Annotated in this window: 18 protein-coding genes, 1 tRNA gene and 1 pseudogene; 9 read left to right on the forward strand and 11 right to left on the reverse strand. The window is 67.1% G+C overall.

What is annotated here, in order from left to right; translation table 11 throughout:
• Nucleotides 1-313: ATP-binding cassette domain-containing protein (locus tag AC27KI_RS09535; protein ID WP_487113583.1), on the reverse strand; the 313-nt coding region annotated here is incomplete at its 3' end.
• Between the two features lie 222 nt (nt 314-535).
• Here AC27KI_RS09535 and AC27KI_RS09540 point away from each other — a divergent pair.
• Nucleotides 536-1,162, forward strand: a complete 627-nt coding sequence (locus AC27KI_RS09540; protein WP_317351891.1) for a VOC family protein — start codon at nt 536-538, stop codon at nt 1,160-1,162.
• 57 nt (nt 1,163-1,219) lie between these two features.
• Here AC27KI_RS09540 and AC27KI_RS09545 read toward each other — a convergent pair whose 3' ends face one another.
• A complete protein-coding gene (locus tag AC27KI_RS09545) occupies nt 1,220-3,070 on the reverse strand; it encodes a M48 family metallopeptidase (RefSeq protein WP_487113585.1) in 1,851 nt (616 codons plus the stop codon).
• A gap of 294 nt (nt 3,071-3,364) precedes the next feature.
• Between AC27KI_RS09545 and AC27KI_RS09550 the strand changes: the two genes are divergently transcribed.
• Both AC27KI_RS09550 and galU read left to right on the forward strand, forming a co-directional pair.
• Nucleotides 3,365-6,259, forward strand: coding sequence for a valine--tRNA ligase (locus tag AC27KI_RS09550; protein ID WP_487113587.1), 2,895 nt, complete (start codon nt 3,365-3,367; stop codon nt 6,257-6,259).
• 68 nt (nt 6,260-6,327) lie between these two features.
• Nucleotides 6,328-7,218: a UTP--glucose-1-phosphate uridylyltransferase GalU gene (galU, locus tag AC27KI_RS09555; protein ID WP_284425092.1), complete on the forward strand. Its 891-nt coding sequence runs from the start codon at nt 6,328-6,330 to the stop codon at nt 7,216-7,218.
• Nucleotides 7,219-7,347: 129 nt separating this feature from the next.
• Here galU and AC27KI_RS09560 read toward each other — a convergent pair whose 3' ends face one another.
• The 3 genes from AC27KI_RS09560 to cysM all read right to left on the reverse strand — a co-directional run bounded on the left by AC27KI_RS09560 (nt 7,348) and on the right by cysM (nt 9,165).
• Nucleotides 7,348-7,575, reverse strand: coding sequence for a sulfurtransferase TusA family protein (locus AC27KI_RS09560; protein ID WP_272548545.1), 228 nt, complete (start codon nt 7,573-7,575; stop codon nt 7,348-7,350).
• A 30-nt stretch (nt 7,576-7,605) separates the two neighbouring features.
• Nucleotides 7,606-8,151: an NUDIX hydrolase gene (locus AC27KI_RS09565; protein WP_284405904.1), complete on the reverse strand. Its 546-nt coding sequence runs from the start codon at nt 8,149-8,151 to the stop codon at nt 7,606-7,608.
• A 108-nt stretch (nt 8,152-8,259) separates the two neighbouring features.
• On the reverse strand, nt 8,260-9,165 hold the full coding sequence (gene cysM, locus AC27KI_RS09570) for a cysteine synthase CysM (protein WP_284428975.1): 906 nt from the start codon (nt 9,163-9,165) through the stop codon (nt 8,260-8,262).
• A 43-nt stretch (nt 9,166-9,208) separates the two neighbouring features.
• Between cysM and AC27KI_RS09575 the strand changes: the two genes are divergently transcribed.
• Nucleotides 9,209-9,293 (forward strand) — tRNA-Leu (locus AC27KI_RS09575).
• A gap of 222 nt (nt 9,294-9,515) precedes the next feature.
• Here the strand turns inward: AC27KI_RS09575 and AC27KI_RS09580 are convergent.
• From AC27KI_RS09580 to AC27KI_RS09600, 5 genes are all read right to left on the reverse strand, one after another.
• Entirely contained in the window at nt 9,516-9,695 is a 180-nt protein-coding gene (locus tag AC27KI_RS09580) for a CsbD family protein (RefSeq protein ID WP_284405902.1), read from the reverse strand.
• A 244-nt stretch (nt 9,696-9,939) separates the two neighbouring features.
• Nucleotides 9,940-10,152: a hypothetical protein gene (locus AC27KI_RS09585; protein WP_272564447.1), complete on the reverse strand. Its 213-nt coding sequence runs from the start codon at nt 10,150-10,152 to the stop codon at nt 9,940-9,942.
• Between the two features lie 422 nt (nt 10,153-10,574).
• On the reverse strand, nt 10,575-10,760 hold the full coding sequence (locus tag AC27KI_RS09590) for a hypothetical protein (RefSeq protein WP_487089384.1): 186 nt from the start codon (nt 10,758-10,760) through the stop codon (nt 10,575-10,577).
• A 239-nt stretch (nt 10,761-10,999) separates the two neighbouring features.
• Nucleotides 11,000-11,218: a hypothetical protein gene (locus AC27KI_RS09595; RefSeq protein WP_272548552.1), complete on the reverse strand. Its 219-nt coding sequence runs from the start codon at nt 11,216-11,218 to the stop codon at nt 11,000-11,002.
• Nucleotides 11,219-11,357: 139 nt separating this feature from the next.
• On the reverse strand, nt 11,358-12,254 hold the full coding sequence (locus AC27KI_RS09600; protein ID WP_284405899.1) for a LysR substrate-binding domain-containing protein: 897 nt from the start codon (nt 12,252-12,254) through the stop codon (nt 11,358-11,360).
• Nucleotides 12,255-12,439: 185 nt separating this feature from the next.
• Between AC27KI_RS09600 and AC27KI_RS09605 the strand changes: the two genes are divergently transcribed.
• From AC27KI_RS09605 to AC27KI_RS09620, 4 genes are all read left to right on the forward strand, one after another.
• Nucleotides 12,440-13,636, forward strand: a complete 1,197-nt coding sequence (locus tag AC27KI_RS09605) for an acyl-CoA dehydrogenase (RefSeq protein ID WP_487113590.1) — start codon at nt 12,440-12,442, stop codon at nt 13,634-13,636.
• A 136-nt stretch (nt 13,637-13,772) separates the two neighbouring features.
• Nucleotides 13,773-15,035 (forward strand): CaiB/BaiF CoA transferase family protein, encoded by a 1,263-nt coding sequence (locus AC27KI_RS09610; RefSeq protein ID WP_284426016.1) that lies wholly within the window; start codon nt 13,773-13,775, stop codon nt 15,033-15,035.
• Between the two features lie 201 nt (nt 15,036-15,236).
• Nucleotides 15,237-16,811: a methyl-accepting chemotaxis protein gene (locus AC27KI_RS09615; RefSeq protein WP_487113592.1), complete on the forward strand. Its 1,575-nt coding sequence runs from the start codon at nt 15,237-15,239 to the stop codon at nt 16,809-16,811.
• A 193-nt stretch (nt 16,812-17,004) separates the two neighbouring features.
• Complete coding sequence (locus AC27KI_RS09620; protein WP_284428988.1) at nt 17,005-17,964, forward strand: chemotaxis protein; 960 nt, start codon at nt 17,005-17,007, stop codon at nt 17,962-17,964.
• Between the two features lie 51 nt (nt 17,965-18,015).
• On the opposite strand, the gene AC27KI_RS09625 is transcribed toward AC27KI_RS09620, so the two are convergent.
• Nucleotides 18,016-18,498 carry a hypothetical protein gene (locus AC27KI_RS09625; protein ID WP_317351863.1) on the reverse strand — a complete coding sequence of 161 codons (483 nt, stop codon included), beginning with the start codon at nt 18,496-18,498 and terminating at the stop codon, nt 18,016-18,018.
• A 300-nt stretch (nt 18,499-18,798) separates the two neighbouring features.
• Between AC27KI_RS09625 and AC27KI_RS09630 the strand changes: the two are divergent.
• Nucleotides 18,799-19,182: pseudogene (locus AC27KI_RS09630) on the forward strand (hypothetical protein); the annotation flags it as partial.

The raw sequence follows: 19,182 nt of genomic DNA on the forward strand, positions 1-19,182 counted from the left end.
GGCCCGGCCGCTCCACCGTGCCCGAGGCCGGCGCCAGCGTGCCAGCCGCCAGGGCGAGCAGCACACTCTTGCCCACGCCGTTGTCGCCCACCAGGCCGGTGATGCCGGGGGCGAGGTGGAGTGTGGGCGGCTCGGCCCAGAGCGCCTCGCCGTCGGGCCGCCGCCATTGCACCCGGGCCAGGCGCAGCAGCGCGCCCTCCCGCGCCGGCGCGCAAGCCGCCAGGGGAGAAGACGTGGAAGAAGAGGAAAGGGAAACGGATGCGGTGCGCGCTGCACCGCGGTGCGGACGGGCGTCTGCGTTGAATGTCGCCATGGTCAAGCTCCAAGCCATCGAATCGGCCGCCTCCCCGGATCGGAGGGGGAAAGCGGAACGGACGGAGGGGGCTTACAGGCGCATGGGTGAAGAGCCTCGGTGGCGGCGATCGGAGCGATCGAAGGGCCGGACTATACGTCCGCAGGAACGGCAACGCAAATTCACTTAGGTGAAATTCATTACGGATAGTACAATTTTCAGATCCACCCGACGGAGACCGCCATGAACGCCGTGCCAAGACCGAAACCCGACCTGTCCACCCTGCCCCCGCCCGCCGCCGTGCAGCAGCTGCACCACTACGCCTACAAGGCGCGCGACGCCGAGGAAACGCGGCAGTTCTACGAAGACATCCTGGGCCTGCCGCTCTACCACATCATCCAGAGCGACTACGTGCCCAGCACGGGCGAGTACTGCCCCTACACGCACTTCTTCTTCCGGCTGAAGGACGGTTCGTTCATCGCCTTCTTCGACCTGGGCGACGACGTGAAGGCCGAGCCCTCGCCCAACACCCCGCTGTGGGTCAACCACATCGCGTTCCGCGTGGACACGGTGCAGGAGCTGGAGAACACCAAGGCCCGCCTGGAGGCGCATGGCGTCGAAGTGCTCGGCGTGACCGATCACCACATCTTCAAGAGCATCTACTTCTTCGATCCCAACGGCATTCGCCTGGAGCTGTCGGCGCAATTGGCCGATGCGCAGCAGATGGAAAAGGACAGCACGGTGGCCCACCAGCGCCTGAACGAGTGGACCGCGCGCAAGGAGCAGTGGCGCAAGGAGCGCGCCGAGGGCAAGAGCGCCGCGCCGCTCAAGCCCGCTCAGAACGACCGGCCGGAGTACGCCAAGGGCTGACCGGCCCGCATCGCGGCGCCTCGGCCTGGGCATCAGCCTGGGGCCGGGGCCGGCCGCTCAATCGTCCAGCGTTTCGCGCCCGCGCATGACCTGGTGGCGCTCCCAGTAGTGCTCCAGCGTCGCCTTGAAGCGCTGCTTGTCCTTCTTGAGGCCCGGCAGCTTGAGTTTCGTGCTCTTGGCGCGCAGCAGGCTTTTTTCCGGGTGCGTGATGGTGAGCGAATCGCCCAGGATGCTGTCCTTGAAGGCCATGGCCTTCACCGCGTCCCAGGGCACCGTGGTGCCATCGGCGGATGTGGTGATGCCTTCGTGGCTCACCTGCACCGTGTGGCCGCCCTTCAGCGCGAACTGGCGCGCCGGAAAGTACTTGAGCACCACCGCCAGTTCCTCGGCGGTCGCTGGCTCGTAGCGGTAGGCTAGGCTGCGTTCGTGACCCTGCGCGAAGGCCTGCTCGTAATCGCTCCACAGGCGCTGCTCGATGGCGTCTGCCGTGAGGATGTCCTGCGCCCAGGTGCGCTCGGGCGGCCGCACCACGATGGCGCCGTAGTCCGATTCGGGCAGCACCCAGCCCACGTTGCGGATGCGTTCGGGCATGAGCGGGTGGGTGTCGAACGGATGGGGCACGTTGGCCGTCTGCATCGCGGTGCGGAACTCCGCCGACTGCGCATAGGGCGGCAGCCCGCTCGAGATGAAGTGCGCGATGCCCAGATCGCCCGCCAGCTGCTCTTCCTTGTCGAACAGGTCGCTCTCGATCTTGTGGCGGTACCTGGCATAGGCCGCGATCTTGACCAGCGACTGCCCGATGGCCTGGGGCGACACCAACTGCGCGGCGATGCGGTCGGCCTGGAACTCGCGCGCCCGGCTGTCGCGGGCCAGGGCCCATTCGAAGATCAGGCGGTACAGGCCCAGCAGCGGGGACACCACCGCCGTCAGGCCGGAGGTGCGCATGGCATGGTGGTACTGGTCGTACTGCACCAGTTTCGGCCCCAGGCGCGCGCTGCTTTCGGTGTCGCCGCCGCCCAGGTGGGCCAGCTCGTGGGCGAACACCGCGTCGGCCTCGGATTGGTCGAGCAGGCGCAGCAGCGGAATGCTGACGAACAGCGTGCGCCCGGTCAGCGCCTGCCCCGCCACGTGGATGGGCGCTTCGGTCACGAAGAAATTGGCGTCGATGCCGGCCACGATGTGCTGCGGCGGCGCGGTCTGCAGCCGCGCGGCCATGTGGCGGATGCGCTGCCACAGCAGCGGCGCGTCGACCTCCTGCACCAGCTCGCCCTCGACCTCGCTGTGGCGGTTCACCCGCTTGAAGATGCCCACCACCGCCAGCACCACGGCCACCGCCACGCCGATCGCCACCGCCATGATGAGCTTGGGCGAATAGCGGTGCCAGAAATACGCCGTCACCCAGAACGACAGCCAGGCCACCATCGCGCCCTGAACCACCACCTCCAGCGCGCTCGCGGCGGTCATCAGGCGCCAGCCGGCCACGAAGCTCGCATGCTGCAGCCGGCGGTTGACGAAGGCCAGCGCCCCGAGCGCCAGCGCGGCCACCAGCACCAGCGCGCCGGCCACCAACGTCCACAGCGCCACGGAGCGCGCCACGAAGAACTGCCAGTTGTTGGAATACGGCGGGCACATGGCCTCGCGGTATTCCTGGGCATCGGGCGTGCGGTCGGTGCAGATCGTGGAGGGTGGATGCGCCCGGTAGTAGTCCTTCTGTTCCTGCCGGTCCGCCGGGGACAGGTCCGTGGCGGCGTCGATGCGCGATTCGATGGCGGCGAGGAACCTGGCGTCCAGGTCGCGCTGCACATGGTTCGCGAAGAACAGGGTGACCAGCGGCACCGCGAACAGCGACAGCACCGACCAGAGAAAGGCTTTGCCGAGACCGGCGCGCAGCGAGGGATGAAGGGCCATGGGTGCGGATTTGTTGGAATGGGAATGGGACCTTGGCGGCACGGCACGGAGCCGGCCACCCCTGGCGGGTGCGCCCGATGGCTCCGAGGCCGACGATTATCGGCAGCCATCTTGCTCACATCCCCTTGCAGCCTTCGGCAAAAGGTAACAAAGCGATAGCAGATCCGGCCCGCCCGCAGGGCCCAGCGCCCGCGGAGCGCCGGTGCTGCTGCCTTAAAATGCCCGGTCCCCTTCCTGACCCGAAGCCCAGGCAGCCGCCTGCCCGTTGGCCTCTTCTTGCACCCACCAGACCCCATGAGCTCGCCCCTGAACCAACCCGGCCTTGAAAGCCTGTCCAAATCCTTCGAGCCCGCTGCCATCGAGGCCCATTGGGGCCCCGAGTGGGAACGCCGGGGCTATGGCGATGCGGGCTACCGTGGCTCGCGCCAGGCCCAGGCGGGCGAGCCCGCCTTCTCCATCCAGCTGCCGCCGCCCAACGTGACGGGCACGCTGCACATGGGCCATGCGTTCAACCAGACCATCATGGACAGCCTCACGCGCTACCACCGCATGAAGGGCTTCAACACGGCGTGGATTCCGGGCACCGACCACGCGGGCATCGCCACGCAGATCGTGGTGGAGCGCCAGTTGCAGGAGCAGGGCATCAGCCGCCACGACATGGGCGCCACGCCGCCCGAGGCGCGCAAGAACTTCGTCGCCAAGGTCTGGGAGTGGAAGGAACACAGCGGCAACACCATCACCACGCAGATGCGCCGCATGGGCGACAGCGTGGACTGGAGCCGCGAATACTTCACCATGGACGACAAGCTCTCCAAGGTGGTCACCGACACCTTCGTGCGCCTGTACCAGCAGGGCCTGATCTACCGCGGCAAGCGCTTGGTGAACTGGGACCCGAAACTGCAGTCCGCCGTGTCCGACCTCGAAGTGGAGAACGAAGAGAAGGACGGCTCGCTCTGGCACATCGCCTACCCGCTGACCGACGGCAGCGGCAGCCTCACGGTGGCCACCACCCGCCCCGAGACCATGCTGGGCGACGTGGCGCTGATGGTGCACCCCGAGGACGAGCGCTACACCGCGCTCATCGGCAAGACGGTGACCCTGCCGCTGGTGGGCCGCGAGATCCCCATCATTGCGGATGCCTACGTGGACAAGGAATTCGGCACCGGCGTGGTCAAGGTCACGCCCGCGCACGACCCCAACGACTACGCGGTCGGCCAGCGCCACAACCTGCCGATGATCATCGTGCTGACCCTGCAGGCCACCATCAGCGAGAACGCGCCGGCCAAGTACCAGGGCCTGGACCGCTTCGTGGCCCGCAAGGCCATCGTGGCCGACCTGGAGGCCGCGGGCGCCCTGGTCGAGACCAAGAAGCACAAGCTGATGGTGCCCATCTGCACCCGCACGGGCCAGGTGGTCGAACCCATGCTGACGGACCAATGGTTCGTGGCCATGGGCAAAGTGAGCGAACAAGACCCGACCGGCAAGAGCATCGCGCAAAAGGCCATCGACGCCGTGGCCTCGGGCGAGGTGCAGTTCGTGCCCGAGAACTGGGTCAACACCTACAACCAGTGGATGAACAACATCCAGGACTGGTGCATCAGCCGCCAGCTGTGGTGGGGCCACCAGATCCCGGCGTGGTACGACGAAGCGGGCAACGTGTACGTGGCGCGCGACGAGGCCGAGGCGCAGGCCCAGGCCGGTGCGGGCAAGGTGCTCACGCGCGACGAGGACGTGCTGGACACGTGGTATTCCGCCGCGCTCGTGCCCTTCTCCTCGCTCGGCTGGCCCGAAGCCCTTGACGAGCAGAACGCCACCAAGGACTACGACCTCTACCTGCCCTCCTCCGTGCTGGTGACGGGCTACGACATCATCTTCTTCTGGGTCGCCCGGATGATCATGATGACCACGCACTTCACCGGCCGCGTGCCGTTCAAGCACGTGTACATCCACGGCCTGGTGCGCGATGCGCAGGGCAAGAAGATGAGCAAGTCCGAGGGCAACGTGCTCGACCCGGTGGACCTGATCGACGGCATCGCGCTCGACCCCCTGCTGGAAAAGCGCTCCACCGGCCTGCGCCGGCCCGAGACCGCGCCCCAGGTGCGCAAGAACACGCAAAAGGAGTTCCCCGAGGGCATTCCCGCCTACGGCGCCGATGCGCTGCGCTTCACCTTCGCGGCGCTCGCCAGCCTCGGCCGCAGCATCAACTTCGACAGCAAGCGCTGCGAGGGCTACCGCAACTTCTGCAACAAGCTCTGGAACGCCAGCCGCTTCGTGCTGATGAACTGCGAAGGCCAGGACTGCGGCCTGCAGGAACACACCCCGGCCGATTGCGAAGGCGGCGGCTATCTGGCCTTCAGCCAGCCCGACCGCTGGATCGTCTCGCTGCTGCAGCAGGTCGAGGCCGAGGTGGCCAAGGGCTTTGCCGAGTTCCGCCTGGATAACGTGGCCAACACGATCTACGACTTCGTCTGGAACGAGTTCTGCGACTGGTACCTGGAAATCGCCAAGGTGCAGATCCAGACCGGAACGCCGGCCGAGCAGCGCGCCACGCGCCGCACGCTCATCCGCACCCTGGAAACCATCCTGCGCCTGGCGCACCCGCTGATCCCGTTCATCACCGAAGCCCTGTGGCAGAAGGTCGCGCCCGTGGCAGGCCGCGCGGGTGAATCGGTCAGCATCGCCGCCTACCCCCAAGCGCAGCTGGAGAAGGTCGACGAAGCCGCCATCGCCCACGTGGCGCGCCTGAAGGCCTTCGTGGACGCCTGCCGCACGCTGCGCGGCGAGATGAACGTCTCGCCCGCCACGCGACTGCCGCTCTACGCCGTGGGCGATGCGGCCTTCATGCGCTCGGCCGCGCCCGCGCTGCAGGCCCTGGCCAAGCTCAGCGAGGTGCAGGTGTTCGAAGACGATGCCGCCTGGGCCGCTGCCGCGCAGGCCGCGCCCGTGGCCGTGGTAGGCGACGTCCGCCTGTGCCTGCACATGGAGATCGACGTGGCGGCCGAAAAGGCCCGCCTGTCCAAGGAGATCGCCCGCATCGACGGCGAGATTACCAAGGCGCAGGCCAAGCTGTCCAACGAGGCCTTCGTGGCCAAGGCACCGCCCGCCGTGATCGACCAGGAGAAAAAGCGCGTGGCCGATTTCGGCGCCACGCTGGCCCGCCTGCGCGACCAGCTGGCCCGGCTGGCTTGATAGCGCGGGCTTCGCCCCCACGTTCACCCTTTACGACACCGACTGACCGACCCCAAGAAGGACCATCGATGACCGACAACACTTCCGCGATCCGCAAAGCCGTGTTCCCCGTGGCAGGCCTGGGCACCCGCTTCCTGCCCGCCACCAAGGCATCCCCCAAGGAAATGCTCCCCGTGGTGGACAAGCCCCTGATCCAGTACGCGGTCGAGGAAGCCTATTCCGCCGGCATCCGCCACATGATCTTCGTGACCGGCCGCAGCAAGCGCGCCATCGAAGACCATTACGACACCGCCTACGAGCTGGAAAACGAACTCGAAGCCGCCGGCAAGAACGACCTGCTGCAGCTGGTGCGCTCGGTCGCCCCCAGCGACATGGACTGCGCCTTCGTGCGCCAGCCCCGCTCGCTGGGCCTGGGCCACGCCGTGCTGTGCGCCGAGCCGCTGGTCGGCCGCGAGCCCTTCGCCGTGCTGCTGGCCGATGACCTGATGGTCGGCCTGCCCGGCGGCCAGCCCGTGCTGGCGCAGATGGCCACCGCGTTCCGCAAGCAGGGCCGCTCGCTGCTGGCCGTGCAGGAAGTGCCCGCCGACCAGGTGCGCCGCTACGGCATCGTGGCCGGCGAGCCCGCCGGCGGCCCGCTGATCCGCATCGACCGCATCGTGGAAAAGCCCGCACCGGAAGACGCCCCCTCGCGCATGGGCGTGGCCGGCCGCTACATCCTCACGCCCGGCGTGTTCGACGAGATCCGCAACCAGCCCCAGGGTGTGGGCGGCGAGATCCAACTGACCGATGCCATCGCCCGCCTCATGGCGCGCGAGGCCGTATACGCCTTCCGCTACGAAGGCAAGCGCTACGACTGCGGCAGCAAGGAAGGCTTTCTGGAAGCGACGGTGGAACTGGCGCTGCAGCACCCTCAGGTGGGTGCCGCCTTCCGCGAATACCTCAAGACCGTGGAGATCTGAAACAGGCGCGGGGCCCGGTGCGGCCCTGCACTGAGGGCACTGCGAACACAAATTGGCCCGGTCACCGCTGCGTCGGCGCGGTGCCGGGCCGGATCAGCTCCTGAGACGGAAAGGCCGCCCTGCTGGCGCTCAGCGCCGGCGCAGCAGGTGGATGAATTCGTCGCCCACCGTCTGCTGCTCGACCAGCTCGTTGCCCGTCTGCTTGGCGAATGCCTGGAAGTCGCGCAGCGAGCCGTTGTCGGTGGAGACCACCTTGAGCAACTGGCCGCTCACCATGTCGGCCAGGGCCTTCTTGGCCTTGAGAATGGGCAGCGGGCAATTGAGACCGCGGGTGTCGATTTCCTTGTGGATGTCCATCACATGCTTCCTGGGCGAATGAGCCCCATTCTAAGCAGCGGAAGGGGCTGCGCCGCTGTGGAACAGATCCACGAATTCGGGTTCGATGCCTTGGGTTCGCAGCCAATCCGCCAGCGCGTAGCCAGTGCCGGCCGGCCAGCACTTCACGGCCTCCGGCGCCAGCAGGCGATAGTCCACCAGTTCGGGCGACAGCCGCACCTCGCCGTGCGCCACCGCGTGGTAGGCGATGATGACCTGGTTCATGCGCTGGAAGTCGTACACGCCGATGAGCGCCAGCGCGCTCACATCGAGGTTCGTCTCTTCCTTGATCTCGCGCGTAATGCCCTCCTGGGGCGTCTCGCCCGCCTCCATGAAGCCCGTGATCAGCGCGTACTGCTTGCCCGCCCAGGCCGCATTGCGCGCCAGCAGCACCTGCCCGTCGCGCACCACCACCGCCGCCAGCACGGGCGTGGGGTTGTTCCAGTGCGTCCAGCCGCAGGCCGGGCAGCGCAGGCGCTCCACATCGCCGCCATCCTCGGCCACCGTGATGCGCGCCAGGGGCGTGGCGCAGTGGGTGCAGAAACGGGTTTCGTACATAGGCGCTACATTTTCAATAGCAGACAAGGCAATGGATACCCCGGCATGCGGCCTTTTTGAGCCTGAAATCCGGTGCGGCGCCCCATCCAGGGCATCCCAGCGGCCGGCTCACGCCGGGAACACGCCTGTGGACAGGTAGCGGTCGCCCCGGTCGCAGACCACGAAGACGATGGTCGCATTGGATTCGCGCCGCGCGATCTCCTGTGCGGCCCAGCAGGCGCCCGCCGCCGAGATGCCGGCAAAGATGCCCTCTTCGCGCGCCATGCGCCGGCACATGTCCTCGGCGTCGTCCTGGCCCACGTTGATCGTCTCGTCCACCGCGCTCGGGTCGTAGATCTTGGGCAGGTATTCCTGCGGCCATTTGCGGATGCCAGGGATGCGCGAGCCATCCTTCGGCTGCGCGCCGATGATCTGGATGGCGGGATTCTTTTCCTTCAGGAAACGCGACACGCCCGTGATGGTGCCCGTGGTGCCCATGGCGCTCACGAAGTGGGTGATGCGCCCTTCGGTCTGCTCCCACAGCTCCGGGCCCGTGGTCTCGTAATGGATGCGCGGGTTGTCGGGGTTGGCGAACTGGTCGAGCACCACGCCCTTGCCCTGCTTGACCATGGTCTCGGCCAGATCGCGGGCGTATTCCATGCCGCCGCTCTTGGGGGTGAGGATCAGTTCCGCACCGAACGCCTTCATGGTCTGCGCGCGCTCCACCGACAGGTCCTCCGGCATCACCAGCACCATGCGGTAGCCCTTGATGGCCGCGGCCATGGCCAGCGCGATGCCGGTGTTGCCCGAGGTGGCCTCGATCAGCGTGTCGCCCGGCTGGATGTCTCCGCGCTCCTGCGCCCGGCGGATCATCGACAGCGCAGGCCGGTCCTTGACCGACCCGGCCGGATTGTTGCCCTCCAGCTTGCCCAGCACCACGGTGCCGCGCTCTGCGTTCTCTTGCGCGCCGATGCGCTGCAGCGCGACCAAGGGGGTGTGTCCAATCGCGTCTTCGATGGTGGGATAGGTCTTCATAGCGCGCTACTGTGCCATAATTCGCGGCTTCGATCTTCGCGTCGCCCGGGTGGTGGAATTGGTAGACGCAGGGGACTCAAAATCCCCCGCCGCAAGGCGTGCCGGTTCGATTCCGGCCCCGGGCACCATGGCTTTCTGGCCATGAATGCACAGCAGCTTGTTCCTCGCTGCATCTTGCACACTCTGAATGAATGGCCCGCCTTCGCGGGCTTTTTGCTTTCAGCAGCCCGGTGCTCTCGACAGTGCAAAGCCATACACGGTGCTCCTATCCCCGACTCAAAACAAAAAGCCCCGATGCGTCGCCGCATTAGGGCTTTTCAACCGCAGAGGCAAAACGCCTCATGCAGGCATTACTTCACGGCATCCTTGATGTTCTCTTTGGCGTCGCCGTAGTTCTTCTGGGTGGTGCCCTCGACCTGCTTGGCAACGCCCTTGGCTTGCTGCTCGGGGCTGTTGATCAGCTCGCCGGTCTTTTGTTGAACCTTGCCTGCCACGTCCTTCAATGCGCCTTTGACTTGATCGGTGTTCATGGTGATTCCTTTCGGTGAGGTAAGTGCAAAACAAAATGGCTTTGCATGACCTGAAGGCTAAGACCCGATCCGCAGCGCCCGCGCGGGCGGAAGCCATCCGTTGGCGTCAGCAGCTGCCTACACAAGAAAAAACCCGCAGCGCGGGTGGCGTGCGGGTTGGCAGATTTCGAAAGCAGTTTTTAATTGAAACTGAATCGCGGCACTGATTGTTCGATGCAGTACCGGCTTCAAGCGGTTGAAAGCCTCATTTGGTCCACTTGCGTTGCACCTTGGGCTTGACCCGGATGTCCACGGCCTTGCGCACTTCGGGGCGGCCGGTTTCCGCATTGGTGTCCACCACGTCTTCGAGGGCGATCTTCTCCACCTCGGAGTCCGTCTGCTCTTCCAGCTTTTCCAGCACGGCACCCACACGCTTTTCCGCGTCGGACACCTCCCGCTCGGTCCCTCCGCGATTCATCGGAGGCTCCCTGCAGCATGGCCGCTCGCGTACTGCACATGCGGTGGTTCATCCGCCTGTTCGGGCGGGGGCGCGGGCACATCGGGCTCGACGGGCAGGTCGGCCTTGCCTGGGGCGGGAGGATGGGAGGCCATGGAGGATGGAAAAGTGGGTGGCGGCGGAATGGAAGGCGGTACGGGGTGCCGGGTGCCGGCGTCGGGATGCGGACCGAGATGCTCTGTTTCCTGCAGCTCAGAGACCGCTCATGACCGAAGCGGCCAGGTAGGCGATTCCAAGGCTGGAAAACAGCATGAATCCGGCGAGGACAGTCAGAGTTTCTTTCATATGTTCAATCCTTCAATAGGAACAGACCATCGGAAGCAAGCTATGACTGGCATCCACGACGCTGGGGGCACAAAAAGGGTGAGAAGAATCTCCTCGTGTCAGCGGTTGGATGGGGTGCGTCCGCTGCCGGACTGCTTGCCACCGCCGGAATCCTTGTTCACCGTGGCCCAGGCCCGGCGCTCGGCCTCCGGCTTGCGGAGACCCTGGTGTTCATAACTGTCTTCGATGTGTTCGGCTTGGCGTTTTTGCTTGTCTGTGTACGCCGACTTGTCACCTCTTGGCATGGCTGCTCCTCGGATGGGTTTGTCGTGCCGCTTGGGGTTCAACACGCCGTGAAGCAGCACAGGCGATACCTTAAAACCGCCTCCCGCGGGTCGTCTGTAGGACGAAGGCGGTTGCAGCGGGGTCTCGGGACCCGGCCTCCCATCAAAAAACCCGGCGGCCCCTCCATGGCTGGAGGGGCGGCGCCGGGTGCGGACACCGGCATGGGGCCGGGTCGGGTCGTTGAGGCGAGGGCTGGCGGTCAGCTTTCCTGGCGGCGGATCAGCTGGCGGCCCGCGTCGGTGATGGCCAGATCGCCGGCCGGATTCTTGGCCACGTAGCCGCGTTCGTAGAGCCGTCCCGACAGGTGGTGCGTGAGCGCCTCGGGCACGCTGATGGCACGGCCCAGCTCCAGTTGCTTGAGCGCTTCGAGCTCATCCACCGTGGGGTCGAAATGCGGTGCGTGATAAACGGTTCCCATGAAGCTTTCTCCTTGTTGGTTGCACAGACGCTGCAGTCCTCGGGCCCATGGCCTTGCGCTTGAGCTGCAGCTGACCCAAAGGGTAGCCGCGCCGCCACCCGCACGCAATCGGCCGGCGGCACGGAAGGCACCCGGGGGCTCAACTCGCGGCCATGTCCTGCAACCAATCGGCGAAGGCGGCCAGCACGGGGGGCTGCGGCTGCGCCGGGGTGATGAGGTAGTAGGCGCGTTCGCCGCGCAGGGGCCGCTCGCAGGCCAGCACCAGTTCACCCCGGGCCCGCTCGGCCTCGATCAGCAGCGGGGGCATGAGCGCCACGCCCAGCCCGTGCGAAGCGGCCACGGCCAGCATGGAGAACAACTCGTAGCGCGGCCCGTCGAGCGCGCGCGGCGCCTGCACGTCCATGGCCTCGAACCATTGCCGCCATCCGTAGGGACGCGTGGTCTGCTGCAGCAGCGGCAGGCTCGCCAGCGCCTGGGGTTCGAGCGGCTGCCCGCCGGGCAACAGGCGCGGGCTGCACACGGGCACCACGTCTTCCTGCAAGAGCCGCAGGGCCTGCGTGCCCGGCCAGTTGCTGACCTGCTCGGGCGTGCCGGCATACAGCGCGGCGTCGAATCCGGTGTCGGCGAACAGGAAGGGCCGCGTGCGCGTTTCGATGTGCACGACGATGTCCGGATGCGCCTGGGCCAGCAGGGGCAGGCGCGGGATCAGCCAGCGCGTAGCGAAGGTGGGCACGGCGGCCAGCGCGATCGACCCGCCCTGCCCCTGGTGCGCCATCACGTCCAGCGTGTCGCGCTCCAGCCCCTGCAGCCAGCGGCCCACCTGCCGCGCGTAATGGGTGCCCGCCGGGGTGAGTGCCACGCCGTGCCGCGTGCGGCGAAACAGCGCCACGCCCAGGAAATCCTCCAGCGCCATGATCTGCCGCGACACGGCGCCCTGGGTGAGCGCCAGTTCCTGGGCCGCGCGGGTGTAGCTTTCGTGGCGAGCAGCGGCCTCGAAGCAGGCCAGGGACTGGGTGGAGGGCAGGGTTCGGCGCATGGCGCGATTGTGCCGAACCCTCGACCCGATCGGCCACCAAGATATGAATTTACCGCATGTCTGGATGCAGCATCCTCGCTTGCACCGCATGATCCATGCGCCTACCATCGCGCAAAGCCGGCCGCCCATGCGCTTTCTGCACACCGGCTGCCGATCCGAACCGACTTTTCCCGGAGATACCCGAAATGGCCCACGCCGCCTTCCAATGGAGCGACCCGTTCCTGCTCGACCAGCAACTGACCGACGACGAGCGCATGATTCGCGACGCCGCCGCCGCCTTCTGCCAGGACAAGCTCGCCCCGCGCGTGCTGGAGCAGTTCCGCCATGAAAAGACCGACATCGCCATCTTCCGCGAGATGGGCGAAGTGGGCCTGCTGGGCCCCACCATTCCCGAGCAGTACGGCGGCCCCGGCCTGAACTACGTGGCCTACGGCCTCATCGCCCGCGAGGTCGAGCGCGTGGACTCGGGCTACCGCTCGATGGCCAGCGTGCAAAGCTCCCTCGTGATGGTGCCGATCCACGAGTTCGGCACCGAGGCGCAAAAACAGAAGTACCTGCCCAAGCTGGCCAGCGGCGAGTGGATCGGCTGCTTCGGCCTGACCGAGCCCGACCACGGCTCCGACCCGGGCAGCATGGCATCGCGCGCCAAGAAGGTGCCGGGCGGCTATTCGCTGTCGGGCGCCAAGATGTGGATCACCAACAGCCCCATCGCCGATGTGTTCGTGGTCTGGGCCAAGGAAGTGTCCGAGGCCGGCGCGGTCGGCCCGATCCGCGGGTTCGTGCTCGAAAAGGGCATGAAGGGCCTGAGCGCCCCGGCCATCCACGGCAAGGTGGGCCTGCGCGCCAGCATCACCGGCGAGATCGTGATGGACGAAGTGTTCGTGCCCGAGGAAAACGCCTTCCCTGACGTGCAGGGCCTCAAAGGCCCCTTCACCTGTCTGAACAGCGCCCGCTACGGCATCGCCTGGGGCGCCCTGGGCGCGGCGGAATTCTGCTGGCACACCGCGCGCCAGTACACGCTGGACCGCAAGCAGTTCGGCCGGCCCCTGGCGGCCAACCAGCTCATCCAGAAGAAGCTGGCCGACATGCAGACCGAGATCGCCATCGGCCTGCAGGCCTGCCTGCGCCTGGGTCGCATGAAGGACGACGGCACCGCCTCGGTCGAGGCCACCTCCATCATCAAGCGCAACAGCTGCGGCAAGGCGCTGGACATCGCCCGCATGGCGCGCGACATGATGGGCGGCAACGGCATCAGCGACGAGTTCGGCGTGGCGCGCCACCTGGTGAACCTGGAGGTGGTCAACACCTACGAAGGCACGCACGATGTGCACGCGCTGATCCTGGGCCGGGCCCAGACCGGCATCGCGGCCTTCGCCAACTGAACCGGCGGGCCGACCCACGCGCCCCCGCCTGGACCGCCAGGGCGGGCGCTGACGGGCAGTTCATGGCCTTTCAGGCCTCCGGCGCAATCAGTACTAGGGCATATTGCTACTTTTTTAATAGCAAAGTGATTTCTGCATGACCACAACCCCCCAAGCCCCGGCGGGCGCCCTCGCCGGCATCCGCGTGCTCGACCTGTCCCGCGTGCTTGCCGGCCCCTGGTGCACCCAGGTGCTGGCCGACCTGGGGGCGGACGTGGTCAAGGTGGAGCGCCCCGGCGTGGGTGACGACACGCGCCACTGGGGCCCGCCGTTCCTGAAGGACGATGCGGGCAACGACACGGCGCAGGCCGCCTACTTCACGGCCTGCAACCGCAACAAGCGCTCGGTCACCATCGACATGGCCACGCCCGAGGGGCAGGCGCTGATCCGCCAGATGGCGCAGCAGGCCGACGTGGTGGTGGAGAACTTCAAGGTCGGCGGCCTGCGGCAGTACGGCCTGGACCACGCCAGCCTGCGCGCGGCCAACCCGCGGCTCATCTACTGCTCGGTGACCGGCTTCGGCCAGGACGGGCCCTATGCCGAGCGCGCCGGCTACGACCTCATGATCCAGGCCATGACGGGCCTGATGAGCATCACCGGCCGGGCCGACGGCGAGCCGGGCGCCGGCCCGCTGCGCGTGGGGGTGGCCGTGATCGACCTGTTCACCGGGCTGTACGCGAGCAACGCCATCCTGGCCGCGCTGCACGTGCGCGAGCGCACCGGCGAAGGCCAGCACATCGACATGGCGCTGCTGGACGTGGGCATGGCCGTGCTCGCCAACCAGGCCTCGGGCTTCCTGGCCACCGGGCAGGCGCCGACCCGCCAGGGCAATACGCACCCCAGCCTCGTGCCCTACCAGGACTTTCCCACCGCCGACGGCGCCATGCTGCTGGCCATCGGCAACGACGGGCAGTTCGCGCGGTTCTGCGCCGCCGCCGGCCGGCCGGAATGGGCGCAGGACGCCCGGTTCGCCACCAACCCGCTGCGGGTCAGGCACCGGGCCGAGCTGGTCCCCGCCCTGCAGGAGGTCACCCGCACCCGCACCACGGCCGACTGGATCACCTTGCTGCAGGACAAGGCCGTCCCCTGCGGCCCGGTCAACACGCTGGCCGAGGCGTTCGACGACCCGCAGGTGCAGGCCCGGGGCCTGCGCGTGGAGCAAGCCCGGTGGCCACAGGGCGAGCCCGGCGACGGCATCGACCGAATCGCCGGGGTGGCCAGCCCCCTGCGCCTGTCAGCCACGCCGCCGGTGCTGCACCGGGCGCCGCCGGCCCTGGGGCAGCACACCGACGAGGTGCTGGCGGGGCTGGGGCTGGACGCCGAACGCATTGCGCTGCTTCGCGCGGCGAACGTGGTTTAACCCGCCCCAGGCCGATGGCATCGGCCCCGCCCGAGAAAAGCCTTGCCTTCGCGCAAGGCTTTTTTCATGGCGCGATCCGCTGCATGGAAAGTTAAAAATGATTTTTATGATAGAAATGATATTTCAATACACTTCATCCATCTGACAGTCCGGGACGCTCCTCACGAAGGGGCGCCCTCCCACTCCCTCAGGGATCTTCCGATGAAGCTCAGCCGAAAACTCCCGCTCGTCTTTACATTCGCCCTCTTGCTGCTTTTCGCCGCTGCGCTGTTCGGCCTTGGCCGGCTGAACTCGGCCCTGACCACGTACCAGACCACGGTCGCCACCCATACCCAGCAAGAGCGGATGGCCGCCGACGTGCTGGGCGACTTCCGGGTGCAGGTACAGGAATGGAAGAACACGCTGCTGCGGGGCAAGGACGATGCGCAGCTGTCACGCTATTGGGCCGCCTTCGCGAAAAGCGAAGGGGCCGTGCAAGCCCAGGCGCGCAAGCTGATGGACGATTTGGCCGCAGGCGACGCGCGTGAGCGGGTGGGCCAGTTCCTGATCGCACACGAACGCATGGGAGTGGCCTACCGCAAAGGGTTCGAAACATTCAAGGCATCGGGCCGAGACCCGGCCGCAGGCGATCAAGCCGTGCAGGGCATGGACCGGGAGCCGGCGCAACTGCTGGAGCAGACGGGCGACCTGATCAGCAAAGCCAGCGCGGCCGTGTCCCTGGAGGCTGCGACGGCAGCGCGCCAGGCCAACTGGATCAGCCTGACCGTGATGCTGGTCGTGTGCGGGGCCAGCGTTTTCGGCGCGGTGCTGTTCAGCCGCACCGTCACGCAACCGCTGGGCAATGCGGTGCGCATTTCGGAAGCCGTGGCCTCCGGCGACCTGACCCAGGCCACCCATGCCCGCGGGCAGGATGAAATCGCCCAGTTGCTGAACGCACTCCATGCGATGCAGACCAGCCTGTCTCAGGTGGTGGGCAAAGTGCGCGACAACGCCGACAGCGTGGCGAGCGCCAGCGGCGAGATCGCGCAAGGCAACAACGACCTTTCGGCCCGCACCGAACGGCAGGCCAGTGCGCTGGAAGAAACCTCGGCCTCCATGGAGGAACTCAGCTCCACCGTGCAGGCCAACGCGGAAAACGCCCGGCAGGCCAACCAGTTGGCCCTGAACGCATCGACCGTGGCCTCCAAGGGCGGCGATGTGGTGTCGGAGGTGGTGAGCACCATGCGCGGCATCAACGACAGCAGCCGCAAGATCGCCGACATCGTGGGCGTCATCGACGGCATCGCCTTCCAGACGAACATCCTGGCATTGAACGCCGCCGTGGAAGCGGCGCGGGCCGGCGAACAAGGGCGCGGCTTCGCGGTCGTGGCCAGCGAGGTGCGCCAATTGGCCCAGCGCAGCGCCGAGGCCGCCAAGGAAATCAAGACCCTGATCCATGCCAGCGTCACGCGCATGCAGCAGGGATCGGTGCTGGCCGACCAGGCGGGCACCACGATGGGCGAGGTGGTCGCCTCGATCCGGCGCGTCACCGACATCGTGGCCGAGATCAGCGCCGCCAGCAGCGAACAAAGCGCCGGCGTGTCCCAGGTGGGCGAGGCCGTCATGCAGATGGATCAGGCCACCCAGCAGAACGCCGCGCTGGTGGAACAAAGCGCCGCGGCGGCGGACAGCCTGAAGCTGCAGGCGCAGCAACTGGTGCAGGCCGTGGCGGTCTTCCGCTTGCGCCCCCACGGCGATCCCGAATCCTGGCCGGGGGGAACCTTGAAGGCCGCGTGAGCGGCAGGCCGGGATGACTCCTGGGATTGGAATTCCCCGCCTGATACCCATTGCCGCTCTCGCTGGCAAGAAGATTGCACTGCGCTCCTGCCAATCGGAGCGCGGGCGCAACAAGGGAAAATATTAGGACCGGGCCTTTCCCACCCCGCTCTAAAATTTGTAAACACGCGTATCCAATGCGAAGGGGGCAGCGATGAAGGCAGTGCAGCAGGAAATTGACGAGCGGACCAACCTCACCGGAACCAATAAATTCGAGTTGCTGCTCTTTCGGTTGGGCATTGACGACAACCTGGGCAAATCCGAGCTGTTCGGCATCAACGTCTTCAAGATCCGCGAGATCGTGGCGATGCCCAGCATCACACCCATTGCTGGCGCCACGCCGCATTCGCTGGGCGTGGTCAATCTGCGCGGCCAGATCATCCCGGTGCTCGACCTGCCCTCCATCGTCGGCTGCAAGCCGCAGACCGGCCTGAACATCATGCTGGTGACCGAATACGCGCGCACCACGCAAGCCTTCGCCGTGGAATCGGTGGAAGACATCGTGCGCCTGGATTGGAAGCAGGTGCTTTCCGCCGAAGCCAGCGGCACCGGCGGCCAGCTGGTGACCAGCATCGCCCGGCTGGATGGCAACACCGATGGCTCCCGCCTCGCGCAGGTGTTGGACGTGGAGGCCATCCTGCAGATGGTCTCGCCTTCCGACGAGCACAAGGTCGATCCCGAGAAGGTCGGCCCGCGCCTGAAGCTCAAGCCCGGCACCATGATCCTGGCCGCCGACGATTCGTTCGTGGCCCGCTCTCTCATCGAGAAGGAACTGCAGGCCCTGCACGCGCCTTACGAAATGACCAAGTCGGGCAAGGAGGCCTGGGACCGGCTGAACGCTATCGCCCGCGCCGCCGAGGCCGAGGGCAAGACCGCCGCCGATCGCGTCGCGCTGGTGCTGACCGATCTGGAAATGCCCGAGATGGACGGCTTCACGCTCACCCGCAACATCAAGCAGGATGCGCGCCTGAACAAGATTCCGGTGGTCATCCACTCCTCGCTGTCGGGCTCGGCCAACGAGGACCATGTGCGCAGCGTGGGAGCCGACGGCTACGTGGCGAAGTTCGTCGCGGAAGACCTGGCCGAGACCATGCGCCGAGTGCTGCCCAAGTAAATCCAGCCAGCCAATACGGCGGCGCTGGGGCCACGGCGGTCTCGCCGCCGCTCAGCGCGGCCTCGGGTAGCCGTTCTCCACCCAGGCCGCTGCGCTGGCGCTGGTGAGCACGAAGCCGGGCGACACGCCCACGCGGGCGAGCAGTTCGTCGTCCAGCGCCGAATGCGCGCTCAGCGTCGCGGTGGGGTGCTCATCGTCCGGCTCGATCGCCAGCGAAACGCGCACGCGCTGGTCCCGCACGGTGACCGTGACGCTCTTGTTCAACTGGGCATGCAGTTGCTGCTCGTGGCGGCGCAGCACCTCCGACGCGGTCTTGACCAGCGTGTGGAAGGCCGAGACATCCAGCGGTTTGGGATTCTTCTTGTCGCGCCCCATGGTCCAGGGGCCGACCAGCGCGGGCTCGGACTCTCCCCGCAGCGTCATCTCGACGGCCCAGCCATCGTCGTCTTCGTTCTTGACGACGCGCGCAGTCCAGCGCTCGTCGCTCCACAGGCGGGGTTCCTGCACGGGGGTAAGTTCTGAATCTTCGGTCATGTCGGCCAGATGGGGCCTTCGGCCGCACCAAGGTCGTCCGAAGGCAAAGCTGCACAGTGTAGAACGGGCTGCGCATGGCACACGGCCGGCGGCGCGGCCCAGATCCATCCGCCGGCCAGATCGTCGATCCGCCCGCTGTGTGAAGACGGGGCAAAGCCTGACAATGGCGCCCGCGCAAGGTCAACCAAAATGGTCATCAGCGCGTCACACACGGGCGCGGCGTGTCGCCTGACCGCCGCCGTCACCCATCGGCCGCCAGACGCTCCCTGCAGCGCGGCCACCAGCCAGCGAGGCCTTTCCATGTTCCACCCCGCCCTCCGAATCCTTGCCGCCGGCACCCTGGCCGTGCTGGCCACGGGCTGCGCGGTGCCCGGCGACCCCTACTACGAGCCCGCCTATCCGTCCGCCAACTATCCGGCAACGCCGTCCTATCCCTACCCAGCCAATAGCTCGACGTCGATCACCGTGTACGAACAGCCGGCCTATGGCTACAGCCGGCCCGCCTACCCCGTCTATGTACCCACGCCCGTGCCGGCGTATGGCTGGGACCGCCGTGACGATCGCCGGGACGACTGGCGTGAACGGCAGATGCGCGAAGACCGCGAGCGCGCCTGGCGCGACCGCCGGGACCGCGAGGCCCGGGAAGCGCGCGACGCCGACCGCCGCCGCGACAGGGACCGGGAC

The organism is Acidovorax sp. KPB24-03, assembly GCF_057546605.1.

Bases quoted from the DNA above. Each gene is read 5' to 3' on its own strand.
- AC27KI_RS09560 (WP_272548545.1), bottom strand. From the start codon at position 7,575: ATGGACATCCACAAGGAAATCGACACCCGCGGTCTCAATTGCCCGCTG.
- galU (WP_284425092.1), top strand. From the start codon at position 6,328: ATGACCGACAACACTTCCGCGATCCGCAAAGCCGTGTTCCCCGTGGCA.
- AC27KI_RS09545 (WP_487113585.1), bottom strand. From the start codon at position 3,070: ATGGCCCTTCATCCCTCGCTGCGCGCCGGTCTCGGCAAAGCCTTTCTC.
- AC27KI_RS09580 (WP_284405902.1), bottom strand. From the start codon at position 9,695: ATGAACACCGATCAAGTCAAAGGCGCATTGAAGGACGTGGCAGGCAAG.
- AC27KI_RS09550 (WP_487113587.1), top strand. From the start codon at position 3,365: ATGAGCTCGCCCCTGAACCAACCCGGCCTTGAAAGCCTGTCCAAATCC.
- AC27KI_RS09615 (WP_487113592.1), top strand. From the start codon at position 15,237: ATGAAGCTCAGCCGAAAACTCCCGCTCGTCTTTACATTCGCCCTCTTG.
- AC27KI_RS09540 (WP_317351891.1), top strand. From the start codon at position 536: ATGAACGCCGTGCCAAGACCGAAACCCGACCTGTCCACCCTGCCCCCG.
- AC27KI_RS09605 (WP_487113590.1), top strand. From the start codon at position 12,440: ATGGCCCACGCCGCCTTCCAATGGAGCGACCCGTTCCTGCTCGACCAG.
- AC27KI_RS09590 (WP_487089384.1), bottom strand. From the start codon at position 10,760: ATGCCAAGAGGTGACAAGTCGGCGTACACAGACAAGCAAAAACGCCAA.
- AC27KI_RS09595 (WP_272548552.1), bottom strand. From the start codon at position 11,218: ATGGGAACCGTTTATCACGCACCGCATTTCGACCCCACGGTGGATGAG.
- AC27KI_RS09565 (WP_284405904.1), bottom strand. From the start codon at position 8,151: ATGTACGAAACCCGTTTCTGCACCCACTGCGCCACGCCCCTGGCGCGC.
- AC27KI_RS09600 (WP_284405899.1), bottom strand. From the start codon at position 12,254: ATGCGCCGAACCCTGCCCTCCACCCAGTCCCTGGCCTGCTTCGAGGCC.
- cysM (WP_284428975.1), bottom strand. From the start codon at position 9,165: ATGAAGACCTATCCCACCATCGAAGACGCGATTGGACACACCCCCTTG.
- AC27KI_RS09625 (WP_317351863.1), bottom strand. From the start codon at position 18,498: ATGACCGAAGATTCAGAACTTACCCCCGTGCAGGAACCCCGCCTGTGG.
- AC27KI_RS09610 (WP_284426016.1), top strand. From the start codon at position 13,773: ATGACCACAACCCCCCAAGCCCCGGCGGGCGCCCTCGCCGGCATCCGC.
- AC27KI_RS09620 (WP_284428988.1), top strand. From the start codon at position 17,005: ATGAAGGCAGTGCAGCAGGAAATTGACGAGCGGACCAACCTCACCGGA.
- AC27KI_RS09585 (WP_272564447.1), bottom strand. From the start codon at position 10,152: ATGAATCGCGGAGGGACCGAGCGGGAGGTGTCCGACGCGGAAAAGCGT.